Origin of the sequence: Bradyrhizobium sp. 22 (genome assembly GCF_000482425.1) — a bacterium.
Classification (GTDB): domain Bacteria; phylum Pseudomonadota; class Alphaproteobacteria; order Rhizobiales; family Xanthobacteraceae; genus Bradyrhizobium; species Bradyrhizobium japonicum_B.
On sequence record NZ_KI519399.1, the window covers coordinates 1359429 to 1383182 of the forward strand.

Below are 23754 nucleotides of genomic sequence, written 5' to 3' on the forward strand. Positions count from 1 at the left end.
AGCGAGCTGCTCCCTTTCCGGCCGGCCCTCAGCGCGCCGTGGTCGGCTCCGGCGCCGCCTCGCCGCGCGTCCCGAGCACGTGGATATCGCCATCCGGCACCAGCGCCACCTTGCGGGTATGGAAGGCGTCCAGCGTCGAGCGGTGGCCGATCGAGACGATGGTGGCCTGCGGCAGCTTCTCCGTCAGCAGCCGGTAGAGCCGGTCCTCGGACGGCTCGTCCAGCGAGGCGGTCGCCTCGTCGAGGAAGAGATAATCGGGCACGTGCAGCAACGCGCGGGCAAGGCCGAGGCGTTGCTGCTCGCCGAGCGACAACGTCCGATTCCAATGCGCGTCCTCGTCGAGCCGGTCCGCCAGGCGCGGCATGCCGACCGCAACCAGCGCGTCGCGGATCTTCTCGGGCGGGATCGAGCCGTGCCCGGCCGGATAGATGACGGCGTCGCCGAGCGGGCCGATCGGGAAATACGGCCGCTGCGGCAGCATCATCAGCTTCGCCTTCTCAGGGATCGCGATCGTGCCGGTGCCGAACGGCCAGATGCCGGCCATGGCCCGGAACAATGTCGATTTGCCGGAGCCCGACGCGCCGGTCACCAGCACCCGCTCCGACGGCTGGATCGTGAAGGCGTTGGCCGCGACCAGAGGCGCGCCGTTCGGCAGCTTGACGAGCAATTGCTCGAGCGTGATGGCCTCGCCCCTCGATGGCACGACGTCGATAGCCGGTTCGAGCGTCGCGCCGCGGGCGGCGGCGCTGACCGACATCTCGAAGCCGTCGAGGCGGGCGATCACGGCACGCCACTCGGCGAGCGAGCGATAGGCCGTGACGAAGAACGACAGCGCGTCCTGCACGCTGCCGAACGCCGAGCCGGTCTGCATCATGTCGCCGAGCTGGATGCGCTTGGCGAAATAGGCAGGCGCCACCACCACATAGGGAAACAGCGTCGCAGCCTGGCCGTAGCTGGCCGTGAACGCGGTCAGCCGCTTGGTCCGGCTCATGATCTCGTACCAATTGCCGATGACGAAGCCGAAGCGTTGCAGCAGCCGCCCGCGCTCGGCGTTCTCGCCCTTCAACAGGGCGATCTGCTCCGAATTCTCGCGCACGCGGATCAGGTTGAAGCGGAAATCGGCCTCGAAGCGCTGCTGCTCGAAATTCAGGTTGATGAGCGGGGCGCCGATCCAATGCGTCAGCGCGGTGCCCGCGATCGCGTAGGCCACCGCGCACCAGACCAGAAAGCCGGGGACGATGATGTCGGTGCCGTAGATGTACAAGGGCGCCTTGTAGGACAGGCCCCAGAGGATGACGATGAACGAGGCCAGCGTCACGATGGAGGACAACAGGCCGAGGCCGATGCTCAGCGTCTGTTCGACGAAGGTCTTGACGTCCTCGGTGATACGCTGGTCCGGGTTGTCGGCGGCGTCGCCCTTGAGCTGCATGCGGTAATGCGTGGCGCCGTCGAGCCATTCGCCGAGATAATGTCGCGTCAGCCATTGCCGCCAGCGGATCTGCAGCCATTGGTTCAGATAGAGCTTGTAGACGGCCAGCGCGACGAAGGTGAAGGCAAGGCCCAGGAAGATCCAGACCTCCTTGACGAATTCGGGCAGATCGTAGGCCTGCAGCGCGCTGTAGAACCGGTTCTGCCATTGATTGAGCAGCACGTTGATCGCGACCAGCACCAGCTCCATCGCGACGATGACGGCGAGCAGGCCGCGGCCGGCCCATTTGTCCTCCGACCGGAAATAGGGAGCGGCGATTCGCCAGACGATCGCGAGCGTGGCGCTGATGTTCTTCACAGAGCGGGGTCTCCTCGGGGAATGTGGACAAATAGCCGGAGCCAAGGACTTGAAACCATGGCGGAAAGCGGCGCGCCTAGACTAAAGTCGCAGGTTCTGCAATTTGCGTTGTCTTGTCGCACCCCGCAACCCTAGCATGGCCTTCGACGGCGCGGGCCAGGGGCGCTCGGGGATTTCGCGACCTTGTGAGCGGGCGGGAACCGCTGCATTCGCGAGGCATTTGCCTCCAGCGCGGGGGTATCGCTTCGAACATCAAGCAGGATCGGCTCTCCACGCGGGCCGCCTGCCGCAACATGCGTGGGGAGAAGACCATGTGGAATCAAATCTATGATCCATTGCACAGCCCGGTCCTGTCGACGATTGCGGCGGCAGTGCCCGTCGTCACGCTGCTGGTGCTGATCGCGAGCGGCCGCGTCCAGGCCCATATCGCGGCTATCGTCGCCGTGATCGTGACCAACCTGATCACGATCTTCGTTTTCACCATGCCGGCGAACATGTCGATCCGCGCCTCGGTGCTGGGCATCGTCACCGGGTTCTTCCCGATCGGCTGGATCGTCCTCAATGTCATCTTCCTCTACCAGGTGACGGTGAGCACCGGCCGCTTCGAGTTGCTCAAGCGCGCGGTCGGCGGCGTTACCGAGGACCGGCGGCTGCAATTGCTGCTGATCGCGTTCTCGTTCGGGGCGTTCTTCGAGGGCGCCTCGGGCTTCGGTACGCCGGTCGCGATCACCGGCGCCGTGCTGATCGGGCTCGGCTTCTCGCCGCTCGCGGCCTCCGGCCTGTCGCTGATCGCCAACACCGCGCCGGTCGCCTATGGCGCGCTGGGCACGCCGATCCAGGGCCTTGCCTCGGTCACCGGGCTCGATCCCTACATCCTCGGCGCGATGGTCGGACGGCAATTGCCGTTCTTCTCGCTGCTCGTGCCGTTCTGGGTGGTGTGGGCGTTCGCGGGCTGGAAGGGTATGAAGGATGTCTGGCCGGCGATCCTCGTTACCGGCGTGTCGTTCGCAATCCCGCAATTCGTGATCTCGAACTACATCAATCCGTGGATCGTCGATATCGGCGCATCGCTGATCTCGATGGGGGCGCTGATCCTGTTCCTGAAGGTCTGGCGGCCGAGGGAGCTCTGGCTGTCGCCGGCGCTGCGCGGCCGCGACGAATCGGCGGCCACCATGGCGGCCGCAAAGCCGCTCGACCGGACGCCGCTGACGCAGAGCGAGCTGTTCAGCGCGCTGTTGCCGTGGGCCATCGTCTGCATCGTGATGCTGATCTGGGGCAACGGCGCCTTTAAGGGCTGGGCGAATTCGATTTTCGTCTGGAACTATCCCGTCCCCGAGCTGCATCAGATGATCAACAAGATGCCGCCGGTCGCGCCGGGGCCGACCAAAGAGAGCGCGGTGTTCGCCTTCACCTATCTCTCCTTCACCGGCACGGGCATGCTGATCGCGGCGATCATCTCCGGCGTCCTGATGGGGGTCGGTCCCGGCCGGCTCCTGACCGAATACGGCCGGACCATCCGGCTCTGTGCGATCTCGCTGGTGACGATCTCGGCGATGCTCGCGATCGGCACGCTGACGCGCCTGTCGGGCGTCGACGCGACGCTCGGCCTCGCCTTTGCGGCCACCGGCGTGCTCTATCCCTTCTTCGGCACGCTGCTCGGCTGGCTCGGCGTGGCGCTGACGGGATCGGATACGTCGTCCAATATCTTGTTCGGCAACCTGCAGAAGATCACCTCCGAGCAGCTCGGCCTGTCGCCGATCCTGATGAGCGCGGCGAACTCGTCCGGCGGCGTGATGGGCAAGATGATCGACGCCCAGTCGATCGTGGTCGCCTCCACCGCGACCAATTGGTACGGGCATGAGGGCACCATCCTGCGCTTCGTGTTCTGGCACTCGATCGTGCTGGCGTGCCTCGTCGGCGTGCTCGTGACGTTGCAGGCCTATGTCTGGCCGTTCACGGCGATGGTCCTGAAGTAGCGGGCCACGTCCGGCTTTCGACGCAGATCCCCGCGAGGTTCGCCCTCGCGGGGTTTTGCAGCTTGATTGAGCGAACCTTCTCAATGGCGCCGCCGTCTTATAGAAGGTGCGCAAAATCAGGTCGGACGAGAGGTCTCATGGTTGGGTTCAAGCGGTTGGTGTGTGCGGCGGTTGCAATGGTCGCGATGTCCACGCCCGCGCGTGCCGAGGACGGTTTTCCGTTCGGCACCGAGATGACGCTGGAAGCGTTGCCGCAAGCAGGCTCCAAGCGGATTCCGAACATCGAGATCGGCGACCACGGCGAGGTCGTGCTGGAGCTCTGGTGCAAGGGCGGCAAGGGCCAGTTCTCGGTCGCCGGCAACACCGTGATCTTCGTTCCCGGGCAGATCCAGGACCGCTCCTGCCCGCCGGCAAGAGCCCAGGCCGACGACGAGCTCGTCGCCGCGCTCTCCAGCGTCGAGACCTGGAAGCGCCAGGGCGATGTGCTGACCCTGATCGGCCCGAAGTCGTTGCGCTTTCGTACCACGGGGAATTGAGTCCCGCTTTCGTGTCCCGGACAAGGCGCATCGCTCAAGCGATGCGACGCAGAGCCGGGACCCAGTTTCTCATCCGCAAGTGCGCTTGTGGCCTTCTGGGCCCCGGCTCTGCAGCGCTTCGCGCTGCGTCCGGGGCACGATAGCGCCGATTACTTCCACACCGACTGGTCGGCATCCCACCGCTGCCCCTTCAGCTCCTTGACAAGCGCCTCGATCGAGCCGTTGTCGTCCGGCAGATCGCCTTCTTCGTCCAGGCTCGCATCATCCGAGAGCTTGAGCTTGGCGCCGCTGCTCTCATCGGCGGTCGTCGTCGCGGGGCTGCCGATCCAGAGCATGAGCTTGTCGGTGGCGCCCGGCTTGTCCGGCGAGACGAGCCCGGCGACCTCGATCGTGTCGGTCAGCTCGAGCGCCGGAAAATCCTGGTTCGGCCGCTTGAAGACCAGCATGAGCTTGCCCGTGGCGGAGTTGAAGCTCTGCGAGACCGGCTTGGCCGCGAGCGTTCTGCTCAAGACGTTCGAGACGGCCGCCGCCAGCTTGCTGCGGTTGATCTTGTCGCCCTCGCGCCAGTCGGCCGCGGCAAAGCGGATGGTGCGGTCCATCTCGGTCATGCCGGCGGTCCAGCCTGCGGCCGTGACGCCGGGCATCGCCTTGAACTTCGCCAGCAGCGCGCCGGCGCGCTCGGGATCGACCGACATGTTGATGGTCTGCTCGCCGGCGCGCAGCGCGTCGCAGCCGACATTGAGGCTGGCCAGCGTCACCTCGACATCCTGGCCCTTCAGGCTCTTCAGGAAGTCGGTCGCAGCCTCGAGCTTGACCTTGACCGCGATCGCCTCCGGCGAAACGTCGGTGAAATCCTTCGGCTGCGGCGTGATGCCGTCGTCGGAGGTCTGGTTGTCCAGGAATTCCCTCTCGCTGAGATCGGAATTGTCGGGCGATGTGACCTCGGTCACCGCCTGGCCGATGCTGATCTGGCCGCGAAACTCGAAGCTGTCTCCGCTCTGCTTGCGCAGCAGCTTGACGCTGACGGGCGCCTTCTCATTGACGCTCTGCGTGGTGCCGGTCAGCGTCTGGCCAGCGACCTGGAGATTGACGACGAAGCGGTCCTTGCGGTCGGAATTCTTCGCGATCGGGTAACAGACGTCGAGCACGGCCGCGGTGACCGTCTTGCCCTGGCGCGTCTCCTTCAGGATCACGTCGGCATTGCCGTCCATCAACCCGTCGAGGGAGGTGAAATAGCGCGTCTCCACGCCGCCGGGCGCCGTGGCCTTGGGCGACAGCTTCATCTGGGCGGAGGCGACCTCAGGCGCAACCGCAAGCAGGGCCGCCAGGACAATCGTCAGACAAACCGGAAGCGCGCGCATCGCGAAAATCCCTGATCAAGAATCGGCGCGCCACCGTAGTGGGTTTCGGCCGTCGGTTGAATCGGAAAGCTGAAGGCAGGATCGGCAAAAAAGAAGGCCGCCCGGAGGCGGCCTTCACAACATTGTAATGCAAAGACGGACTTAGAAGCCGCCCATGCCGCCGCCGGCGGGCATCGCGGGCGGGGCTTCCTTTTTCGGCGTCTCGGCGACCATGGCCTCGGTGGTCACCAGCAGGCCGGCCACGGAGGAGGCGTCCTGCAGCGCGGTGCGCACCACCTTGGCGGGATCGATGATGCCCTTCTCGACCATGTCGACATAGTCCTCGTTCTGGGCGTCGAAGCCGAAGGTCTCGGACTTGTTCTCCAGGATCTTGCCGACCACGATCGAGCCTTCCACGCCGGCATTCTCGGCGATCTGGCGGATCGGGGCTTCGAGCGCCTTCAGCACGATGTTGATGCCGGCCTGGACGTCGTCATTGTCGTTGGAGAGGCGGCCGACGGCCTTCTTGGCGCGGAGCAGCGCGACGCCGCCGCCGGGGACGATGCCTTCCTGCACCGCGGCGCGGGTGGCGTTGAGGGCGTCCTCGACGCGGTCCTTCTTCTCCTTGACCTCGATCTCGGTCGCGCCGCCGACGCGGATCACCGCGACGCCGCCCGCGAGCTTGGCGAGGCGCTCCTGGAGCTTCTCGCGGTCGTAGTCCGAGGTGGTCTCCTCGATCTGGGCCTTGATCTGGCCGACGCGGGCCTCGATGTCGGGCTTCTTGCCGGCGCCGTTCACGATGGTGGTGTTCTCCTTGTCGATCACCACCTTCTTGGCGCGGCCCAGCATCTTGACCGTGACGTTCTCGAGCTTCATGCCGAGGTCTTCGGAGATGAGCTGGCCGCCGGTCAGGATCGCGATATCCTCGAGCATGGCCTTGCGACGGTCGCCGAAGCCCGGCGCCTTGACCGCGGCAACCTTGAGGCCGCCGCGCAGACGGTTGACGACCAGGGTGGCCAGCGCCTCGCCCTCGACGTCCTCCGCGATGATGACGAGCGGCTTGCCCGACTGCACCACCGCTTCCAGCACCGGCAGCATGGCCTGCAGGCCCGAGAGCTTCTTCTCGTGCAGGAGGATGTAGGCGTCCTCGAGCTCGGCGGTCATCTTCTCGGGGTTGGTGACGAAGTAGGGGCTGAGATAGCCGCGGTCGAACTTCATGCCCTCGACGATGTCGACTTCGGTGTCGAGCGACTTGTTCTCCTCGACGGTGATGACGCCCTCGTTGCCGACCTTCTGCATCGCCTGGGCGATCATCTTGCCGATGGCGGCATCGCCGTTGGCCGAGATGGTGCCGACCTGGGCGACCTCGGAGGAGGCGGCGACGGGCTTGGCGCGCTTCTCGATGTCCTTGACGACGGCCGCCACGGCGCTGTCGATGCCGCGCTTGAGGTCCATCGGGTTCATGCCGGCGGCAACCGCCTTGGCGCCTTCGCGCACGATGGCCTGGGCCAGCACGGTCGCGGTGGTGGTGCCGTCGCCGGCGAGGTCGTTGGTCTTGGAGGCGACCTCACGCACCATTTGGGCGCCCATGTTCTCGAACTTGTCCTCGAGCTCGATCTCCTTGGCGACGGTGACGCCGTCCTTGGTGATGCGGGGCGCGCCGAACGATTTCTCGATGACGACGTTGCGGCCCTTCGGGCCGAGCGTCACCTTGACGGCGTTGGCAAGAATGTCGACGCCGCGCAGCATGCGATCGCGCGCGTCTCCGGAAAACTTGACCTCTTTGGCAGCCATTTCTGCAATCCCTCGTTTTTCGTGATGTGTCTGCCGCTCGCTCGTCGCATCGCTTCCGGGATCCGGAGATCAAACCCGGCGGAATGATGGATGCCCGGATCGCGTTGATCCGGGCACGACATTCAGCGGCTGTTCAGGCGGATGGCCTTAGGCCAGCACGCCCATGATGTCCGACTCCTTCATGATCAGGAGCTCTTCGTTGTCGATCTTGACCTCGGTGCCCGACCACTTGCCGAACAGCACGCGGTCGCCGACCTTGAGGTCGATCGGGGTCAGCTTGCCGGTCTCGTCGCGGCCGCCCGGGCCGACGGCGACGACCTCGCCCTGGGACGGCTTTTCCTTGGCGGTGTCCGGAATGATGATGCCGCCCTTGGTCTTTTCCTCGGCGTCGATACGTTTGACCACGACACGGTCATGCAGCGGACGAAATTTGGATTTAGCCATGACGTTTCCCTTTGGAGGCTCGCTTCGGAAGTAGTGGAAGTGGGTGCGGCGGCGCTTCCGTCCATCCCCTATCCCGAAGATCGAACGGCGCGCTTAGCAATCGGGCTTTCCGAGTGCTAATAGTGGGCTCGGAAATATGGCTTGGCCGCGATCCTGTCAAGCAAAGGTGGTTAAGCGATTGGTGAGGCGGATATAGGATGGTGGCATTGGAAACTTGTTCGGGGCGCCGACCTGTCAAAGGACGTCATTGCTCCGGCAGCTTTTTTGCGCTTGGCTGCAGGAGGGGTGCGGCCATGGTCTTGCTCGGGGGAATGCCATGATCAGTTCAGCTCACGCGCGCGCGGTTGCCAATCTGGCGGCCGCATCTTGTCTGGCGCTGCTGCTGGGCGCCTGTGGCGGCGGCTTGAGCCTGCCGTCCTTCTCGTCGTCCCCGCCACCGCCCGAAGCGGAGCCGGGCGTCGCCCCGGAAATGCCTGCGACCATTCGCGCCGACGAGATCGTGGGCCGCTGGGGTCTGGCCTCGTTCCAGAACCCGGCCGACCGCGCCCGCACCGAGGCGGCCGCCCGGGCCCAGTGCAAGAATCCCTACGTGATCACCGCCGGTTCCTCCGGCGGCGTGATCATGCATCTGGCCGACCAGGCGACGCCCCAGGAGCTGCGGCTGAAGGGCTCGCCGAGCGGCAAGAACTACATCGGACCGGCGGGGCCGACCCCGGGCGACCAGGACCGCGAAATCATCTCCTTCGACGGCCGCGTCCTGATCACCCGCTTCATCGACAAGGACGCCGCCACCCGTTACGGCAACATGGTCTACGTCCGCTGCGCACCGAGGGCGTGAGGCGGCCTTCGGCCTGACCTCTCGTCATTGCGAGCGCAGCGAAGCAATCCAGGCTGCTTCCGCGGAGATGGTCTGGATTGCTTCGTCGCTTCGCTCCTCGCAATGACGAAGACAACAAAAAACGCCGGCCCAGGGGCCGGCGTTTTGTTCTGCCTGCCGCGTCCGTTCAGTCGAACAGTGCGTCGATGTCGTCCTGCGAGGCGTGACCGACGTCGCCGTTGAGCTTCGGGCCGTTGAGAAGCTTTTCGTCCTCGCTGCGATTGTCCACATGCGCCGGCACGTGGGACTTTATCGCGTCGACGCCGCCCCAGATGTCCATCATCGCATTGATGTGCTGCTCGATGAACTTCATCGTGGTCATGACCTTGCTGATGCGCTGGCCGGTCAGGTCCTGGAAGTTGCAGGCTTCGAAGATCGAGATGACACGCTCCTGGATGTCGTCGGCGAGCCGCTTCTGCTGGTCGATCGAGTCCACCTTGGACATCGCGCTGGCGGCCTGGTCGATCGATTCCGCGGCTTCGAGGATCTGCTGCGTCGCCTGCTCGGTGCCGCCGACCACCGCGCCGAGCTCGCCATTGACCTTGGCCATTTCGCCGCCGTCGAAGCTCTTGCCGTGCAGCGTCGCGATTTCGCGCTTGGTGCGGTCGATGGCGTCATGGATCAGGTCGAGCTCGACCTTCAGCTTCTCGCACTGCTCGATCTGGGCCCGATAGGTCTCGAGCATCGTGCGAGCCTCGGAAAGCTCGTGGGCGGTAGAGGCGTCGATCGCCGCCATGGCCGCGCTACCGGACAGCGGGGCCGCCGTGACGCCCTTCGCCATCTGCGCGCGGATCGCGCGTAGCTCGGCCATGATCTCGCTATGCATCGGGATTGCCTCTTCGGTTACGTCCAAAATCGGCATCTCGCCACCAGCGATATCCTCGACGCGAAAACGTTTGCGGTGAACAGCCATCAGGATACTCCCCCCACCTCACACACGCGTCTTTGTAGGCAGAAGCGATTTAACACGAAGTTCACAGCCGGAACTGTTGTGCGGGCGCCGCGCGCCGCATTGCAAAGAAGCGATTAACCATGGCCGCGCCGCGTTCATCGAAAATAAACGCTGATCGCCAAATTGCCGTTGCGCTCGCGACGTGGTGAATCCAAACGCGCCTTCCGTTTACCAAACAAAACGGCTTTTGCCTTTTATTGACCACGTCGAAGGGCGCGGATCAGCCACCGGCTCTCCACGACGCATGTGATCTAGACGAAACAGTACAGAGTACGTCGATGTTCAAGAAAATGTCTGTCGCGCTGCTCGGCAGCGCCTGCACCTTCATGGCCGGCGCGAGCGACGCCGGCGCCTTCGACAACAGCGTGCCGAGCGATCCGCCTGCGGTGCTCTATGCGCCGCAACTGCCGCCGGCGCCGGTGCGCGTCGCCTCCAATTCGAACATGGGCGGCGGCTTCATTGAATTCCTGTTCGGCGACGGCCCCGGCCGCGGTCCGGCCTACGCGCCCGAGCGGCCGGTGTATCAGCAGCAGCCGGCCTATTACGATCAGCGCCGCCTGCCGCCGATGGGCGAGCCGCAGATGCAGGGTGGGTATCAACAGGGCGGGTATCAGCCGGGGGGCTATCAGCAAAGTGCGCTCCAGCAGGAGGCGGTCGATCCGCGGCAGCGCCCGCTCGATCCGAAATTCGAGAAACAACTCGTTGACTATAGCGGCAAGGAAAGTCCCGGCACGATCGTCGTCGATACCCCGAACAAGTTCCTCTACCTCGTCGAGGGCAACGGCCGGGCGATGCGCTACGGCATCGGTGTGGGGCGTCCCGGCTTCACCTGGTCGGGCGTGAAGTCGATCACGGCCAAGCGCGAATGGCCGGACTGGACGCCGCCGGCCGAGATGCTGGCGCGCCGGCCGGATCTGCCCCGGCACATGGAAGGCGGCCCGGAGAACCCGCTCGGCGCCCGCGCGATGTATCTGGGCTCGACGCTCTACCGCATCCACGGCTCCAACGAGCCCTGGACCATCGGCACCAACGTTTCCTCCGGCTGCATCCGCATGCGCAACGAGGACGTCATCGATCTCTATGGCCGCGTCAATGTCGGCACCAAGGTCGTGGTGTTGTGATCGCCTGAGTTGCGAAATGAAAACGGCCGCCATCCGGGCGGCCGTCTTTGCTTGCGCGGCGATCGGACGACGTCACGCGTAGTCGCTGCCGCCGTCGTCGTCGCCGCCGAAATCGCTGTCGTCGGCCATGTCCATGTTGTCGCCGTGATCATCGTAGCTGTGATCGCTGTTGCTCCGGTCGTCGTTCGACGCCTGGTCGAAGAAGCCCTGGCGGGAATCCCGGTTCGAGCCGATGTCGTTGAGGCCGGCATCGCGCGCGAGCGATCCGCCGGACTGGTCGCTGCCGCCCCAGGGACTTCCACCGGCGCTGCGGTCGCCGAGCGAATTGCCGTCGCCGAAGCCCTGCTGGTGCGATCCGCCGCCCATCATGCCGCGGATGCTGGAGAGCAGTAGCGAGCCGCCGACGACGCCAGCTGCGGCCGCCGCGGCGGTGCCCAGGAACGAGCCGCCGCCACCGCCGCCCACGGGCGGGGCTCCGTAACCTTGCCCCGGACCTTGTCCGTAAGGCGGCGCGCCGTAGCCGGGTTGGGTCTGCATCGCCTGGCCGGTGTTCCACGTCGGCCGCGAATCGCGCGGCGGCACGTTCGGAACCGAGCCGCGCGAGGGGCCGCCGCCGAACAGCGTGTCACGCATGGTGTCGAGGAAGCCGCCGGACTGGGCCTGTTCGGGCCCGTGGGCCGCTTCCAGCTCCTGGATGCGGGCATTCGCGCGCTTCAGCGCCTCGTCCTGCACCAGCGTGGTCTGCACCAGCGCGTAGACCGCGCCAGGCGCCTTGCGCAGGCCATCGGAGATCGCGGCGATCGCATCGGGATCGCGCGGTGCATTTTCCAGCTTTGAGAGCCGGTCGAAAAGGTCGTCGACGAGCTGGCGTTCCTGCGGCGTCATGATCAGTCTCCCTCGCGCAACACAAGCGCGAGCCAGATGTAGGGTTCCATTGTGGCCCCAACAGTGCCGGCCGGATTAAATTTCGGTATGCGACAAGCTGCCCGCGGCTTGCCTTCCGCCGCTTTCACCCCAGCGTGGCGCGGCTGTCCGCCAGCAGGCGCGCGAAGGCGTCGCTGGCGAGAAACGCGTGCTCCCGCTCGCGGACATCCGTCATCGGGTCGAGGCCGGCAAGGACATCGTCGACGAAGCCGGGATGGCACATTACGAGGCCGCCGTCGGGGAGGCCTTGCAGGAATTGCCGCATCAGCGCGCCGAAATCGGCCGCCCGCGTGAAATCATAGGCGCCGGCGAAGCCGGGATTGAAGCTGAGGCCGGCGCTGCCGGCGCGGCGGCGAAACTGCGCGCTGAGACCGTCGAGCACCATGGCCTTGGGTGAGGCCAGCCGTTGCCTCAGCGGAAGATTGCGGCCGCCCTGGCGGACCCAGGCGTTTGGCGCAGCCTCGGCCACCGCATCGACGAAGCCGTCGCGCACCTGCGGAAAGAGCTGCACATGCTGGTGACCGTCGACGAAGTCGGGGGCGCGGCCGAACGCGTCCATGAAGGCGGCCAGCTGCGCCTTCACCTCATTGCGGACGAATTCGCGGTCGAGCCGCCGTAAGACGCCCGCGCGCAACAGCTTCGGAAACGGCATGAACATGTCGCCGTCCAAGGGTCGGAAATGCATGGTGAGCGGCCGGAACGGCGCCGACAGCGTCACGTGCAATCCGATCGCGCAGCGCGGGCTCGCAGTCGCGGCGGCCTGGAGCGCCTCGATCTCGCTGCGCGCGATCGCAGGTCCCACCATCATCACAGAGGTGGCGTTGAGGCGGCCACGTTCGATCAGGTCACGGATGGCGCGGTTGACGCCGGGGCTGATGCCGTAATCGTCGGCGCAGAGCCAGATCTGTCGCGCCGGCGCGGCCGCGCTCATTCGGCCGCCGTCCTCTTGGCATCGTTGTCTGCCTTGCCCGCCTCGAAGTGCTTCTCGCTGTGCTCGGCGACGAAGTAGATCGGGCGCGCCTTCAGCTCGGAGAGGATCTTGCCGATATATTCGCCGACGATGCCGATCATGATGAGCTGCACGCCGCCGATCGTCATCAGGCCGATCACCAGCGAAGGATAGCCCGGCACCTGCTTGCCGGTCGTGAGCACCTCCCAGAGGATCGAAAGGCCGAACAGGAAGGCGCCTCCGGCGAGAATGACGCCGAACAGGCTGGCGAAGCGCAACGGCGCCACCGAAAATGAGGTCAGGCCCTCGATCGACAGGCCGAGCAGGCTTGCGGCGTTGAAGGTGGTGACGCCATGGGCGCGCGCCGCGGGCTCGTAATCGACCCGGATCTGGCGGAATCCGATCCAGCTGGCGAGACCTTTGAAGAAGCGGTTGCGCTCGGGCAATTGCCGGAGCGCGGCGACAGCGCGCGGGGAGAGCAGGCGGAAGTCGCCGGCGTCCTCGGGAATCTTCTGCCGCGCGCCCCAATTGATCAGCGCATAGAAGCCGTGCACGGCGAGGCGGCGCAGGAAGGTCTCGTTGTCGCGATGCGCCTTGGCGGTGTAGACGACGTCATAGCCGTCTTCGATCCAGTGCCGCACCAGCTGCTCGATCAGGGCCGGCGGATGCTGGCCGTCACCGTCCATGAACATGACGGCGCCGAGCCGGGCATGGTCGAGGCCGGCCATCAGCGCCGCCTCCTTGCCGAAATTGCGCGACAGCGACACCACCTGGACGTCGATCGCATCGGCCGGCAGGCTGCGGGCGATCGCCAAGGTCGCATCCTTGCTGCCGTCGTCGACATAGACGATCTCGCAAGACAGCCGATAGCGCTCCCGCAGGGTTTTCGCGAGATCGCAGATGCGCTGATGCAGGCCGGCGAGGCCCGCCGCCTCGTTGTAGACGGGGACGACAATCGACAGCCCCTTCGCGGCGGCGGTGCTCGCGGTGGTCGTCATGCCCGATACGTCAGAGCCCAGCATCATCGGTCGAGGTTCCAGAGGCGTTCAAAGTCATCTCAACAGCATATGGTAGCTGCCGCTTGCTGTCGCAAAGCTGAACGGAAAAGCCGAACCGGCCCTGGGGCTCACCGCCGCAGGAACGTCTCGAGCTTCGCGAACAGCGGGTTCTCCCGGTCGAACACGTAGTCCAGCGAGACCACCGAGACGGTCTCGGCGCCATGCTCGCGCAGGAAGCTCGCCAGCGCATAGAGCTGCCCCGGTGGGCAGTGCAACGTCAGCATGCCTGACGAGGTCGGCCCGCCGAACGGAGCCTCGACGCCGAACCGGCTATGGGCTTCGCCGAGCAGGGCGGCGTCGCATTGCCGGAAGCGGGTGCGGACCTCGCGGTATTTGTTGGCCCGCGCCCTTGCGGCGATGTGATCGAGGATGATGCGCGCGGTCTCCCGCGCCTGCGGCGACCAGTCGGCTTCCTTCGAGGCGACCAGATTGGCCTGGCTGCGCAGGATCACGCCGTCGTCGAGCACCCGCAAGCCGTTGGCGGCGAGCGTCGCGCCAGTCGTGGTGATGTCGACGATCAGCTCGGCGCTGCCGGCCGCAGGGGCGCCTTCGGTCGCGCCGGCGCTTTCGACGATGCGGTAATCGGTGATGCCGTGGCTCTGGAAGAAGGCGCGGGTTAGATTGACGAACTTGGTCGCAACCCGCATCCGCATGTGATGCTGCTCGCGGAAACCCGTAGTGACGTCGTCGAGGTCGGCCATGGTGCGGACGTCGATCCAGGCCTGCGGCACCGCGACGACGACGTCGGCAAAGCCGAAGCCGAGCCCGTCGATCAGCGACACGCGCTTGTCGGCATCGGCGATGTTCTCGCGCACCAGATCCTCGCCGGTGACGCCGAGATGCGCGAAGCCGCGCGACAATTGCGATGCGATCTCGCTCGCCGAGAGATAGGCGACCTCGACATCGTCGAGGCCGGCGATGGTGCCGCGATAGTCGCGGGCGCCGCCGGCCTTCGACAGCTTCAGGCCCGCGCGGGCGAAGAAGGCCTCGGTGTTTTCCTGCAGGCGTCCCTTGGAGGGAACGGCCAGAACGAACGGCGCGCTCATGATCAGGCCTCCACCTTGCGGCCGATCCTGGTCAGCGCATCCACCCAGACCGAGAAGCCGACCGCGGCAATGGGTTCAGCCGACCCGAGCTGGGTCATCAGTCCGTCATAGCGGCCGCCGGCGACCAACGGCTCGGCGCCGTTGCCGCGGTGATGCAGCTCGAACTCGAAGCCGGTGTAATAGTCGAGGCCGCGTCCGAACGCGGTCGAGAAACGCGTCTGCTTCACGTCGATGCCGCGCGCGGCCATGAAACCGACCCGGCTCTCGAACTGGTCGATGGCCGCAGCAAGGTCGAGCTTGGCATCGGCGGTGAGCGCGCGCAGCGCGGCGATGGAATCGTCGGGATTGCCTGATATCGACAGGAAGCGCTTGAGCACGGTGATCGCCTCGCGCGGCAGCGCGCCGCCCTTCAGCGTCGACTGCTCGAGGAAGCGATCGGCGATCTCGGCGGTGGTGCGTCCCCCGACATTGGTGGTTCCGGCGATCGACATCAGGTCGGTGACGAAGGCGAGCGCGGCCTTGCGGTCCGAGCCGGCGAGCGCGGCGAGCACGCCCTGATATTCGCTGCGGGTCGCGGTGGTCGCAGCCGCCAGCCGCTCCAGGTCCTGCTCCAGGCTGATCTTGCGGTTGAAATCCTTGACCAGGCGGCGGCGCCAGACCGGATAGAGGTCGAGCGCATCGAGCAGCGCGTTGAACAGCGCGACGTCGCCGGTGCGGATCTCGACGTCGCGGACGCCGAAGGCTGAGGTCGCCTCCAGCGCCAGCGCCAGCGTCTCGGCGTCGGCCGCGGCACGGTCCTGGCGCCCGAACGATTCGATACCGGCCTGCAGGAATTCGCTGGCTTGGCCGCTGCGGTAGCGAAACACCGGGCCGAGATAGCTGAATCCGGCCGGCTGGCCGGCGCGGCTGGAGGCGAGGTAGTCGCGGGCGACCGGAATGGTCAGGTCCGGACGCAGGCACAGCTCCTCGCCCGTGAGGTCGGTGGTCAGGTACAGGCTCTTGCGGATGTCCTCGCCGGAGAGGTCGAGGAACGGCTCGGCCGGTTGCAGGATCGCCGGCTCGGCCCTGACATAGCCGGCCTGCGCGAACGACAAGAGCAGCGTATCCGCCCAGGCGGCGGAGCCGGCAGCATTTGAGGTGGCAGTCGCGGTCATGACGGAGGTCCATCGTCCCGGTGGAACCGGGCAGGGCAGGTAAGGAGAGGAATTGCGCAGCCCTTAGCATGGCCGATGCGCGGTTTCGACCTCCAAAGGATCAATCGCTTAACGAGTTTGGCGCGAAGCAGGCCGGTCGGTCAGGTCCGCAACGAAGGTCGGCCTTCAAGTCGACTTGAGTAATATAATACCGCGCGGTTTCGTTGTTGCGGCTGGCGAGCCGGCATCATTCGGTCGGCCGAGCGACGTCTCTGACCGGCTCCGAGGCATCGGTCGCGACAAGGGCTGGTGTGGCCGCAGCGGGCGGGGCTTCCTGAGCCAGCCGCTCTGCGCATTCGAGTACCTTCTGTCGTTTGCCGGGGTCGGTGAGGCGGAGAAAGGCCCTGATGAGGCGCAGCTCCTCGTACCGGCTCGCATCCGGCACGACATCGTCGTTCATCACCATCTCTCCCATCGCGATCGTCACCTCGATGTGACCCGCGTTCTTCGCGAACGCATCGACGCACGATGGGTCGATGCAGCCGACGCTCCGGCGTCACATTGAGAAACGGAGAACCGCTGGCAAGCCGCCGCATACTCATTTTGGGTATGGCGGGTGATCCGCTCGCCGCAGCCATCGTTTACAAGACAAAGGCTGGTTTCAGATTCATGCGCAATACTTCAGACATCATCCGGACGGTCTCGCGACACACGCTGGCCTACATGCTGTTCTCGATGAGCGAGCTGTTCCGGCACTATGACGAATTCGATCCGCTGGACCTTCTGATCATTCATGCGGTCCTGAACGCGAATGTCATTCATGTGATGAACGATCCGGTGCTGGACGAGAAGTTCTCCAGCATCCACGCGGTCGAGCCGGACGTGATCAAGCAAGGCGTCTCCCGGGCGGCACTGTCTCGCTTCCTCAGCCTGCCGCTCGAGACGGTTCGCCGCCGCGTCACCGGATTGAAGCGGCGAAAGATCCTCGAAGAGACCAAGGCCGGACTCATCGTGACCGAGCAGAACGCGTTCAGGTTCGGAAACAACCACGAACTGCAGAAGACCAACATGCTGCTGCTGACCAAGCTGCTGCGCGATCTCAGGCGTGCCGGCATCAACGGGCCGGATGATCTGCGCGCTTCCAAGGCAGCCGCGGCAAGGAAGGCAAAGTAAGCGGCACAACATGAATCAGGGCGATCTCGATATCGCGCGCACCGGAGCGGAAACGCCGGCGGGCAGCCGCTCGACATCCTTCCAGCGTCTCAAGCCCTCGTCGGCCCTCGAGCTGCGAGCCTATGACATCGACCATTTCGGCGAGACGGAGAGATATGCCGGCGCGTCCAGCATGCCTTTGTCGCCGGGAGCGACGGCAATCATGCGTGCGCGGCTCGACCTGCCGAGCCTGACCCTGTCCCTGGTGAAGACCTTTCCGCGGATCATTCGCGGCTATCAATTGACGAATGCCGCCGCCGTCGTGGTGCCGATGGATCACGTCACCTCGGCCCGTATCAACGGGCAATCGATAGGGCATTCCGTCGTGGTTCTGAGAGGCGTCTCCGATTGCCTGGTGTACGAGCCGGAGGGCCGTCTGATAGCCGTCGTGTCTTTTACCCCGCCCCGGCGCGAGCCCTGGACGCAACTGGGTGACGGCTACCATCTGGTGAACCCGGCCTCGGACGTCCTCGCCTCGTTGCGCCGTCTGGTCTGCGTCACGCTCGAAATCGCAGCGCATGATCCGGACTTTCTCAACGAGCCGATGTCGCAGACCGCCGTCGAGCAATCTCTGCTCAGCACGATGGACGCTGCGCTGAGCACCAGCGCAAAGGATAGACCCGTTTCGTCCACGACGGATGGCTATCGGCGCATTGTCGCGGACATGGAACGGCTGATCCGGCAGGATCTGACGATCTGGCACAAGACGCCCGAGCTCGCGGAGCAGGTGGGCGTCTCCGTCCGCACGCTCCAGAGCGCGACCCAGGCCATTTGCGGCCTCAGCCCGCATCGCTATAGCCGGGTTCTGCGCCTCTGGTCGGTGCGCAAGCAGCTGGGCAACGGTGGGGGGCACCGCAGTGTGAAGGCCTGTGCGCTTGCGCACGGCTTCGGGCATCTGGGCGAGTTCGCGGCGAGTTACAAGGCGGCCTTCGGAGAGCTGCCATCCGAGACCCTGCGCCGCCGAGCGGGACACGATCTAAGTTAGCCCCCTTTACTGCCCCAATCGCCCAATACCGCCTGGACCAGCGCCAGCGCCGCCACGGCGGCGGTGTCGGCCCGCATGATCCGGGGGCCCAGTGCGAGCCGGAGGATCTTGGGCTGCCGCAGCAGCAGGGCCCGCTCGTCCTCGGCAAAGCCGCCTTCGGGGCCGATCAGGACGTCGATACCTTGTCCGGCCGCGCGCACGGCTTGCAGGCTCTGAACCGGGTTTTCGACCTCGGCTGCCTCGTCGCAGAAGATCAGCAGGCGGTCGGCCGGGCGCTGGCTGAGGAAGCGCTCCAGGGCCACCGGTTCGGCGACTCTGGCGATGCTCAAGATGCCGCACTGCTCGGCTGCCTCGACGACATTGGCCCGCATCCGCTCGGTGTTGACGCGGGAGGCCTGGGTGAACCGGGTCAGAACCGGGTGCAGCGCGGCGGCGCCCATCTCGATGGCCTTCTGGACCATGTAGTCGAGCCGGGCATGCTTCAGCGGGGCGAAGACGTAGGCGAGGTCGGCAAGCCGGTCCTGGGGCCGGGTCTGCTGGAGGACGACGAGGCCGTCCGGCCGCTTGCGGCCTTCAATGGCGGCCTGCCACTCGCCGTCCCGGCCGTTGAACGCCAAGACCTCGGCCCCGGCGGAAAGCCGCAGCACGTTGCCGAGATAATTGCTCTGGTCGCGGTCGAGCGCGACCCTGGCGTCCTGGGCAAGGGGGGCATCGACGAACAGGCGGGGGGCTCGAAAATCGTGGGAGGGCATCGGTCAAAAGTCCAATTTGGCGCCGTTATTAACCGAAAGCGGCCATTTCGGGGGTAAATATTGCCAAGCCGCCGCGTCGGTGCGCCGCGCTCTTGCCCTATTCGGCGGGTTGTTAAGCGCCGGCGGGAATCGTAAAATCGCGAGCACGCTGGTTGCGCTTCGATTGGAAGACGCTGGACCCCGTAAGCTCCTGCCGGAGAGATTTTCTTGATGATCCGTCATTTGATGGTTCCGATCGCTGCCGCCATGGTCACCATGGGCGCCTCTTGTGCCTATTCGCAAAGCGCGTTCCCGGCTCCCTTGCCCAATCAGGCCCCCGCCAGTTCGCCGTTTCCGCCGGTGAACGGTGCGGCGCCGACCGCGTCGGTCGGTACGGCTCCGCAATCGTCATTTCCCGTGAACGGCGCGGCGCCGATCGGTGGTGCCGGTGCCTTCGGCGCGGCTCCGCCGACGCAAGCCGGTCCCGGCGAGGATTGCATGAAGGCGTTCATGCCCCTGCGCGAAGAAGCCGAGAAGCGCGGCAAGCTGATCAAGGCCGCGAGCGACCGTCACGCGCCGCCTGACGAGGCCTGCAAGCTGCTCCGCAATTTCAGCCAGGCCGAGAGCAAGATGATCAAGTACATCGAGACTCACGCCGCCAAATGCGGAATTCCGCCGCAGGTCGGCGCGCAGATGAAGGACGGCCACAAGAACACCGAGGCCATGGCCAACAAGGTCTGCAACGTCGCGCAGCAACAGCAGACGCGCCCCGCAGGCCCGTCGCTGAGCGAGGTGCTTGGGTCGGCCTCGGCGCCTGAGGCCAATGCCGGCAAGAAGGGCGGCAGCACCTTCGACACGCTCAACGGCAACGTCCTCACCCGATGAACGACGCGTCCGCCCGCGTTGCCGATTCCACCGGCAACTGGGTCGATACGCTCGCGCCGCCATGGGCACGGCCTTACCTCCGCTTGTCCCGATTCGATCGTCCGATCGGCTCCTGGCTGCTGCTGATGCCGTGCTGGTGGTCGGCTGCGCTCGCGAGCGGCATGGCGCATGACGTCCGCGGCCTGCCGCTCACCATCGTGCTGTTCTTCATCGGCGCCTTCGTGATGCGCGGCGCGGGCTGCACCTGGAATGACATCACCGATCGCGATCTCGACGACAAGGTCGAGCGCACGCGCTCGCGGCCGCTGCCGTCGGGGCAGGTGAGCACGAAGCAGGCGCTGGCCTTCATGGTCGTGCAGGCGCTGGTCGGTCTCGTGGTGCTGCTGCAGTTCAACCGCTTCGCGATCGCGACCGGCATCGCATCGCTCCTGATCGTCGCGATCTACCCCTTCATGAAGCGGATCACCTGGTGGCCGCAGATCGTGCTCGGGCTTGCCTTCTCCTGGGGCGCGCTGATGGGATTTGCCGTCACCTTCGGCCGCATCGATGTCACCGCGCTGGTGCTCTATGCCGGCGCGATTTCCTGGGTGATCGGCTATGACACAGTCTACGCCCATCAGGACGCCGAAGACGACGCGCTGATCGGCATCAAGTCGACCGCACGCCTGTTCGGCGCGCATACGCACCAGGCGTTGATCCTGTTCTACGGGCTGTCGGTGATGCTGATCGGCGTCGCGCTCGCCTCGGCCGATGCGCTCTGGCCGGCCTGGCTCGGCCTCGCCGCGTTCGCCGCGCATCTGGCGTGGCAGATCGTGCGCTTGCGGATCGACGATCCCGAGCTTTGCAAGCGCCTGTTCTACTCGAACAAGTATGCGGGCTTGCTGCTGTTCGCGGGACTGCTCGCGGACGCGGTGATGCGGTCGGCGTAGCTCTCGCAGGGTGGGTTAGCGAAGCGTAACCCACCACTTCCGTGGCCGCGGAAATATAAGAGGTGGGTTACGCCTTTGGCTAACCCACCCTACGGCACCTTTAATTCCGCGCGATGATCTCGCGTTCGCCCTGATGAACGGTGAGTTCGCGCGCCATCGCAACGCGGCGGCGCATCAGGAATTTCGGACGGCGGGCGCGGATCGCGTTGGCGCGGCGGCGGCGCGGGGCGGGCTTGCGGGCGCCCTCGTCGAGCTGCGGCAGCGCGAAGATTTCGCTCCAGACCGCCCAGGCCTGCGCGATCTCGTCGCCGTCGGCCCCGACCAGCAGCGGCACGGACAGCGAGGGATCGCGATGCACCAGCACGAGGGCCTGGGCCTCGTCGTTGCCGCGCAGCGCGACGCCGGTGAAGTCGCTGACGCGGACGTTGATCGCCATCTGCATGCCGCGGACGGCACGGCGCAGCACGACACGTTCGCGATGAAGCTCGATCTGCCTCGTGTATCCGTCGGCGCGCGGATCATGCGCATCGAAGCGGACCGGAAGGGAAAGAGGGTCGAGCCGCAGCGAGCGGCTCGACCCGGCGGGGTGGGCCCCGCATGTTGCTGTTTGACGCCTCACGGCTTTCGTTCTCCCCGCCGGGATTATGTTCCCGGTCGATGCGAGGACCTTAGCGCGCGCCCTTCCGAAACCGCTTAAAAAGGCTGGTTAACCCACCGTCACTGCTCCTCATGATTGACAAGACCTTGGCGCGCATGATTGACGAGACGTTGCGCCGATGGTGCGAATCTGAGCTTTTGGCGGGCTGAAATGCTTGAAGTCCGCGCGATCAGGGCACATCTGTGGGTTCCGGTCCCCGCACCCCGCCCCAACAGGATTTCGTTCGTGAACTCTTCTCCGTCCGCAAGCTCGACCACAGCCAATCGCGACCTGTTCGATCAGTCCGCGCTCTCCGATCTCGCGCAGCGGCTGGTCGAGGCGGCCAGGCGCGCGGGCGCGGACGCGGCCGATGCGGTCGCGGTGCGCGGCGTCTCGCAGGGCGTCGAGGTGCGCGACGGACGCGTCGAGGAATCGGAGCGATCCGAGGGTGACGATGTCGGCCTGCGCGTGCTGGTCGGCCAGCGCCAGGCGGTGGTCTCGACCAACGACGTCAGCGGCGATGCCGTGACCAAGCTTGCCGAACGCGCGGTCGCGATGGCGCGCGTTGCGCCCGACGACAAATATGTCGGCCTCGCCGATCCCGCGCTGCTCGCGCGCGATTTCCCCGATCTCGACCTGCTCGATCCCGACGTGCCCGCGACCAGCGAGCTCGAGCGCCGCGCGCTCGCGGCCGAAGCCGCGGCTCTCGCGGTGAAGGGCGTGACAAAATCCGGCGGTGCCTCCGCTTCGGCCGGCATCGGCGGCATGGTGCTCGTCACCTCGACCGGCTTCCACGGCTCCTACCTGCGCTCCAGCCAGGGCATCTCGGCCACCGCCATCTCGGGCGAGGGCACCGGCATGGAGCGCGATTACGACTTCACCTCGGCCCCGCATGCCGCCGATCTGCTGTCGCCGGAAGCCGTCGGCCGGTCCGCCGGAGAGCGCACCGTGGCGCGCTCCAATCCGCGCAAGGTCGAAACCTGCAAGGTCCCCGTCGTGTTCGATCCGCGCGTTGCCGGCTCCCTGGTCGGCCATCTCGTCGGCGCCATCAACGGCGCCTCGATCGCGCGCAAGACCAGCTTCCTGAAGGACAAGCTCGGTCAGCAGCTGTTCGCGAACAACATCCGCATCGTCGACGATCCCCTGCGCAAGCGCGGCCTGCGCTCGCAGACCTTCGATGCCGAGGGCGTCGCGGTGAAGAGAACCGCGCTGGTCGACGAGGGCGTGCTGACGACCTGGCTGCTCGACTGCGCCACCGCGCGCGAGCTCGGTCTCGTCACCACCGGCCACGCCCATCGCGGCGTCTCCTCCTCGCCCTCGCCGGGGCCCTACAATCTGCATCTGGAGCCCGGCACGCCGAGCCCGGCCGAGCTGATCTCCGACATCAGCCAAGGTTTCTACGTCACCGATCTGATCGGCTCCGGCGTCAACGGCGTGACCGGCGATTACAGCCGCGGCGCCTCCGGCTTCTGGATCGAGAACGGCGAGATCACCTATCCCGTCAGCGAGGTCACCATCGCCGGCCACCTGTTCGAGATCTTCAAGTCGATGCAGCCCGCGAACAATCTCGAATTCCGCTACGGCATCAATGCGCCGACGGTGCGCATCGAGGGTTTGACGCTTGGCGGACGCTGACGCGAACGACACGATCCTGACGCGCGACGCGGCGCTGCTGCGGGACACGGTGCGGGAGGCGGGCGCGCTGGCGCAGTCGATGTTCCGCACCGAGCTGAAGAAGTGGACCAAGGGCGCCTCCTCGCCGGTGTCGGAGGCTGATATCGCCGTCAACGATCTGCTCGAAACGCGCTTGCGCAGCGCGACGCCGGATTATGGCTGGCTCTCGGAGGAGAGCGCCGACGATGCGGCCCGGCTGTCGCGGCGGCTGACCTGGATTGTCGATCCCATCGACGGCACCCGCAACTATTTGGGTGGCCATGACGATTGGTGCGTCAGCGTCGCACTGGTCGAGGATGCCACTCCCGTGCTGGCCGCGGTGTTCGCGCCGACGACCGACGAGTTCTTCTTCGCCGTGCGAGGCCAGGGCACGACGCTCAACGACAAGCCGGTGCGGGCGAGCTCCGGAGCCGAACTGGATTTCGCCCGCGTCGCGGGGCCGAAGCCGCTGGTCGAGCGGCTGAAGCCGTCGCTCGGCGACATCAAGCTGCATCCGCGAATCGGCTCGCTGGCGCTGCGCCTGTGCCGGGTCGCCCATGGCGCGCTGGATGCGGCTTTTGCGGGGGGCAACAGCCACGATTGGGACCTTGCGGCGGCCGATTTGATCGTGCAGGAAGCCGATGGTAGGATGAGCGACCTCTCCGGAGAACCCATCCTCTATAACCGCCGGGAAGTGGCGCACGGGGTGCTGGTGGCAGCGGGACGCGATCGTCATGCGGGCATTGTCGCGCATTTCCGAAACCGTCCCCTGGCCTGAAGCGCTCG

Annotated in this window: 23 protein-coding genes; 10 read left to right on the top strand and 13 right to left on the bottom strand. The window is 66.0% G+C overall.

The features are described from left to right. Positions 1-28 precede the first annotated feature (28 nt). Positions 29-1786 carry an ABC transporter ATP-binding protein/permease gene (locus K410_RS0107730; RefSeq protein ID WP_028134315.1) on the bottom strand — a complete coding sequence of 586 codons (1758 nt, stop codon included), beginning with the start codon at positions 1784-1786 and terminating at the stop codon, positions 29-31. A 311-nt stretch (positions 1787-2097) separates the two neighbouring features. On the opposite strand from K410_RS0107730, the gene K410_RS0107735 reads away from it, so the two are divergent. Continuing rightward, positions 2098-3762, top strand: a complete 1665-nt coding sequence (locus K410_RS0107735) for an L-lactate permease (RefSeq protein WP_028134316.1) — start codon at positions 2098-2100, stop codon at positions 3760-3762. A 137-nt stretch (positions 3763-3899) separates the two neighbouring features. Further along, on the top strand, positions 3900-4298 hold the full coding sequence (locus K410_RS0107740) for an META domain-containing protein (protein ID WP_028134317.1): 399 nt from the start codon (positions 3900-3902) through the stop codon (positions 4296-4298). A gap of 149 nt (positions 4299-4447) precedes the next feature. Here the strand turns inward: K410_RS0107740 and K410_RS0107745 are convergent, their stop codons facing one another. From K410_RS0107745 to K410_RS0107755, 3 genes are all read right to left on the bottom strand, one after another. Next, complete coding sequence (locus K410_RS0107745; RefSeq protein WP_028134318.1) at positions 4448-5659, bottom strand: hypothetical protein; 1212 nt, start codon at positions 5657-5659, stop codon at positions 4448-4450. A 141-nt stretch (positions 5660-5800) separates the two neighbouring features. Next, a complete protein-coding gene (groL, locus tag K410_RS0107750) occupies positions 5801-7432 on the bottom strand; it encodes a chaperonin GroEL (protein ID WP_028134319.1) in 1632 nt (543 codons plus the stop codon). A gap of 147 nt (positions 7433-7579) precedes the next feature. Further along, entirely contained in the window at positions 7580-7876 is a 297-nt protein-coding gene (locus K410_RS0107755; RefSeq protein ID WP_028134320.1) for a co-chaperone GroES, read from the bottom strand. A 316-nt stretch (positions 7877-8192) separates the two neighbouring features. Here K410_RS0107755 and K410_RS0107760 point away from each other — a divergent pair, with 316 nt between their 5' ends. Next, on the top strand, positions 8193-8714 hold the full coding sequence (locus K410_RS0107760) for a hypothetical protein (RefSeq protein WP_028134321.1): 522 nt from the start codon (positions 8193-8195) through the stop codon (positions 8712-8714). A gap of 166 nt (positions 8715-8880) precedes the next feature. Here K410_RS0107760 and K410_RS0107765 read toward each other — a convergent pair whose 3' ends face one another. Further along, positions 8881-9666, bottom strand: coding sequence for a protein phosphatase CheZ (locus K410_RS0107765; RefSeq protein WP_028134322.1), 786 nt, complete (start codon positions 9664-9666; stop codon positions 8881-8883). A gap of 317 nt (positions 9667-9983) precedes the next feature. Here K410_RS0107765 and K410_RS0107770 point away from each other — a divergent pair, with 317 nt between their 5' ends. After that, positions 9984-10826, top strand: coding sequence for a L,D-transpeptidase (locus K410_RS0107770; protein WP_028134323.1), 843 nt, complete (start codon positions 9984-9986; stop codon positions 10824-10826). Positions 10827-10898: 72 nt separating this feature from the next. Here K410_RS0107770 and K410_RS0107775 read toward each other — a convergent pair whose 3' ends face one another. From K410_RS0107775 to K410_RS0107800, 6 genes are all read right to left on the bottom strand, one after another. After that, positions 10899-11711, bottom strand: a complete 813-nt coding sequence (locus K410_RS0107775) for a DUF2076 domain-containing protein (RefSeq protein ID WP_028134324.1) — start codon at positions 11709-11711, stop codon at positions 10899-10901. 124 nt (positions 11712-11835) lie between these two features. Next, entirely contained in the window at positions 11836-12681 is an 846-nt protein-coding gene (locus tag K410_RS0107780; RefSeq protein ID WP_028134325.1) for a ChbG/HpnK family deacetylase, read from the bottom strand. Next, positions 12678-13724, bottom strand: coding sequence for a glycosyltransferase family 2 protein (locus K410_RS0107785; RefSeq protein WP_028134326.1), 1047 nt, complete (start codon positions 13722-13724; stop codon positions 12678-12680). Before K410_RS0107785 ends, K410_RS0107780 begins: the two co-directional genes overlap by 4 nt. A 101-nt stretch (positions 13725-13825) precedes the next feature. Next, complete coding sequence (gene hisG, locus K410_RS0107790; RefSeq protein WP_028134327.1) at positions 13826-14803, bottom strand: ATP phosphoribosyltransferase; 978 nt, start codon at positions 14801-14803, stop codon at positions 13826-13828. 2 nt (positions 14804-14805) lie between these two features. Next, the gene (locus tag K410_RS0107795; protein WP_028134328.1) at positions 14806-15957 is read right to left on the bottom strand and encodes an ATP phosphoribosyltransferase regulatory subunit; all 1152 of its coding nucleotides are present in this window, start codon (positions 15955-15957) and stop codon (positions 14806-14808) included. Between the two features lie 226 nt (positions 15958-16183). Then, positions 16184-16396: a hypothetical protein gene (locus K410_RS0107800; RefSeq protein WP_196235998.1), complete on the bottom strand. Its 213-nt coding sequence runs from the start codon at positions 16394-16396 to the stop codon at positions 16184-16186. A gap of 209 nt (positions 16397-16605) precedes the next feature. Between K410_RS0107800 and K410_RS0107805 the strand changes: the two genes are divergently transcribed. Together K410_RS0107805 and K410_RS0107810 are read left to right on the top strand one after the other, a co-directional pair. Then, a complete protein-coding gene (locus K410_RS0107805; RefSeq protein WP_028134330.1) occupies positions 16606-17109 on the top strand; it encodes a hypothetical protein in 504 nt (167 codons plus the stop codon). A 202-nt stretch (positions 17110-17311) separates the two neighbouring features. After that, the gene (locus tag K410_RS0107810; protein WP_245269338.1) at positions 17312-18133 is read left to right on the top strand and encodes a helix-turn-helix domain-containing protein; all 822 of its coding nucleotides are present in this window, start codon (positions 17312-17314) and stop codon (positions 18131-18133) included. Here the strand turns inward: K410_RS0107810 and K410_RS0107815 are convergent. Further along, a complete protein-coding gene (locus K410_RS0107815; protein ID WP_028134332.1) occupies positions 18130-18885 on the bottom strand; it encodes a 16S rRNA (uracil(1498)-N(3))-methyltransferase in 756 nt (251 codons plus the stop codon). The two genes, K410_RS0107810 and K410_RS0107815, sit on opposite strands and share 4 nt — an antisense overlap. 210 nt (positions 18886-19095) lie before the next feature. Here K410_RS0107815 and K410_RS0107820 point away from each other — a divergent pair, with 210 nt between their 5' ends. Together K410_RS0107820 and ubiA are read left to right on the top strand one after the other, a co-directional pair. Beyond that, positions 19096-19749, top strand: coding sequence for a hypothetical protein (locus K410_RS0107820; RefSeq protein ID WP_028134333.1), 654 nt, complete (start codon positions 19096-19098; stop codon positions 19747-19749). Continuing rightward, complete coding sequence (ubiA, locus tag K410_RS0107825; protein WP_028134334.1) at positions 19746-20678, top strand: 4-hydroxybenzoate octaprenyltransferase; 933 nt, start codon at positions 19746-19748, stop codon at positions 20676-20678. The genes K410_RS0107820 and ubiA overlap by 4 nt, the downstream gene beginning before the upstream one ends. Before the next feature lie 100 nt (positions 20679-20778). Here ubiA and K410_RS0107830 read toward each other — a convergent pair whose 3' ends face one another. Continuing rightward, the gene (locus K410_RS0107830; RefSeq protein WP_028134335.1) at positions 20779-21297 is read right to left on the bottom strand and encodes a DUF6101 family protein; all 519 of its coding nucleotides are present in this window, start codon (positions 21295-21297) and stop codon (positions 20779-20781) included. 264 nt (positions 21298-21561) lie between these two features. On the opposite strand from K410_RS0107830, the gene K410_RS0107835 reads away from it, so the two are divergent. Beyond that, positions 21562-22950 (top strand): TldD/PmbA family protein, encoded by a 1389-nt coding sequence (locus tag K410_RS0107835; protein ID WP_028134336.1) that lies wholly within the window; start codon positions 21562-21564, stop codon positions 22948-22950. Beyond that, positions 22937-23746, top strand: coding sequence for a 3'(2'),5'-bisphosphate nucleotidase CysQ (locus K410_RS0107840; protein WP_028134337.1), 810 nt, complete (start codon positions 22937-22939; stop codon positions 23744-23746). The genes K410_RS0107835 and K410_RS0107840 overlap by 14 nt, the downstream gene beginning before the upstream one ends. The last annotated feature ends 8 nt before the right edge of the window (positions 23747-23754 follow it).